Origin of the sequence: Sulfurimonas hongkongensis (assembly GCF_000445475.1) — a bacterium.
Classification (GTDB): Bacteria; Campylobacterota; Campylobacteria; order Campylobacterales; family Sulfurimonadaceae; genus Sulfurimonas; species Sulfurimonas hongkongensis.
Map to the genome: position 1 here is coordinate 1 of NZ_AUPZ01000012.1, position 2,112 is coordinate 2,112.

The 2,112-nt window shown below is 34.0% G+C and carries 3 protein-coding genes; 1 reads left to right on the top strand and 2 read right to left on the bottom strand.

Going from position 1 to position 2,112, the window contains the following annotated elements; translation table 11 throughout:
* Window positions 1-9: 9 nt before the first annotated feature.
* Window positions 10-216: a DUF6868 family protein gene (locus M947_RS23875; protein WP_425425645.1), complete on the top strand. Its 207-nt coding sequence runs from the start codon at window positions 10-12 to the stop codon at window positions 214-216.
* Here M947_RS23875 and istB read toward each other — a convergent pair.
* Together istB and istA are read right to left on the bottom strand one after the other, a co-directional pair.
* Window positions 162-929 (bottom strand): IS21-like element helper ATPase IstB, encoded by a 768-nt coding sequence (gene istB / locus M947_RS20380; RefSeq protein ID WP_021287991.1) that lies wholly within the window; start codon window positions 927-929, stop codon window positions 162-164. The genes M947_RS23875 and istB overlap by 55 nt on opposite strands.
* Window positions 916-1,956: an IS21 family transposase gene (gene istA / locus M947_RS20385; RefSeq protein ID WP_021287992.1), complete on the bottom strand. Its 1,041-nt coding sequence runs from the start codon at window positions 1,954-1,956 to the stop codon at window positions 916-918. The genes istB and istA overlap by 14 nt, the downstream gene beginning before the upstream one ends.
* Between the last annotated feature and the right edge of the window lie 156 nt (window positions 1,957-2,112).

The following is a 2,112-nucleotide window of genomic DNA, read 5'->3' on the forward strand; positions in this document are numbered from 1 at the left end:
CTATCATTCTTGCTCTGGTGTTCTGTTATCAACTTCTCTATACTTTTGATATGGTTTGCAATGTTTGTGGTGGCTCATGAATTTATCTATAGCCTACTGTCAAGCGCAATCCAAAAATGTACCAAAACGCAGTGCAAAAATGCACCACTTCGTAACACTTATTATTTAACTGAAATATCTAATAATCCAGCTTCCCTTTTTTGCTTTAATCTATAGCTTTCACCAGTCACATTTATAAGATGAGAATGATGTATCAATCTATCGAGTATAGCTGTTGTTAATGCTTCATCATTATTGAGGACCTCCTTCCACTTTGTAAAAGATAAATTAGATGTAATAATGACTGATCCAGTCTCATATTTTTTGTTAATTACCTGAAAAAACAAATTAGCTTGCGTTTCATTAAACTTAACATAACCAAACTCATCAATGACAAGTAGTCTTGGTATTCCAATAGTGCGTTTAAAGTAGCTATCAAGTCTATTTGTAGCACTTGCGGCTTCAAGCTGTATCATAAGGTCACTTGCCGTGATAAACTTAGTTTTAACCCTCTGCTGGGTTACTGCATATGCTATGGCAGTAGCAAGATGTGTTTTACCAACACCACTTGGACCAAAGAGCAATATGTTTTTATACTCATCAATAAATCGTAGTGTTAGTATCTCATTTACAAGCGTTTTATCAACAGATGAGGACTTAAAGTCAAATGTATCGATAGTCTTTAGCTTTGGCAATCCTGCCATCTTTAGCACCATTTGTCTACCTCTAAGTTCTCGACCACTATTTTCAATCTCAAATAGTTTGTATAGATACTCACTATAAGATAGCTTCTCCTCAGCAGCACTATCTGCTACATGTTGGTAATGCTCTAGCACACCAGGGAGTTTAAACTTTGAGCAATACTCAGATATATTCTCATGCAGAAGCATAATTAGCTCCTAGTATCTTTTCATAATCAGATATTGTTGTATGATATGTAATATCTATCTCTAGCTTATTTAGAGTGTGTGCTGGAGATGTTTTAGTCTCATCATTTTTTGGCTGTTCTTTAACACTTCTGTAAAAAGGTTCAAGCAGTGGTTTTTCTTCTTTAAAAAGCTCACTAGGTTTTTGCTTGGTTGTGTCATGTACTCTTGCATTTGCATACTCTAACCAGCTAAATATCTTACCGTTTAACAGCTCTGTAGTTATTGCAATATCACTTCCTTTGAGTGCAGACTTGAGTGGTACATAAAAATTGCGTTTTAGATAGAGATTGAATCTCTCAACTTTCCCTTTAGTTTTTGCACGATATACTTTACAAAGTTTAGGGATGAAGTTATCTTTGGCAAACTCTAGAAAATCATTATTGAAGCCATGTTGATTCTTCCCATATTTATCTCTTGAGATAACAACACTTTTAAGGTTATCATAAAGCAGTGTTTGTGGAACACCACCAAAGTATTCAAATGCTTTTACATGGCACTCTTGCCATGTATCTTGTCTCATATTATCTGTAAAATAAACAAATGCCATTCTGCTAAATCCAAGCACCATTACAAACCCATAAATAGGCTTTTTACCTGAACGTATTATTGTCCAATCTACTTGTGCTTGATAGGATGGTTCAGTCTCAAATCTTACAACTTCTTCTTTGGGTTTTTCAAGGGTTAAAGATCTTATAAAAGTTTGAATGATTCGTATCTTTCCATCGTAGCCATACTTTCTTATCTCTTCAAGAATTACAGTAGATGGTATAGTATCAGGAAGTGCTTGCTGCACTCGTGAGATAATATACTCTTTGTATGGATCTAATTTAGATTTATAAATAACTTTTTTATAAGGCTGTAAAGTATTCTCTTGTAAACGCTTTGCAACTGTCCGTCTATCTAGTCCTACTATCTTTGATATGGCTCTTATACTATATCCTCGCTTTCGTAAAGTATGTATCACAGTAAACTCCTCTTTATCTATCATACTTTTACTCCAAATATTTATTTGAAATAAATAGTATCTTCTTTAAATAAAGTGGTACATTTTTAATCTGCGTTACTGGTGTATTTTACCTCTGCGTTTGACAGTTAGTAGTGCATTATGTAAAATTAGTGGCTACAAAAAAGATGAGATTATAGG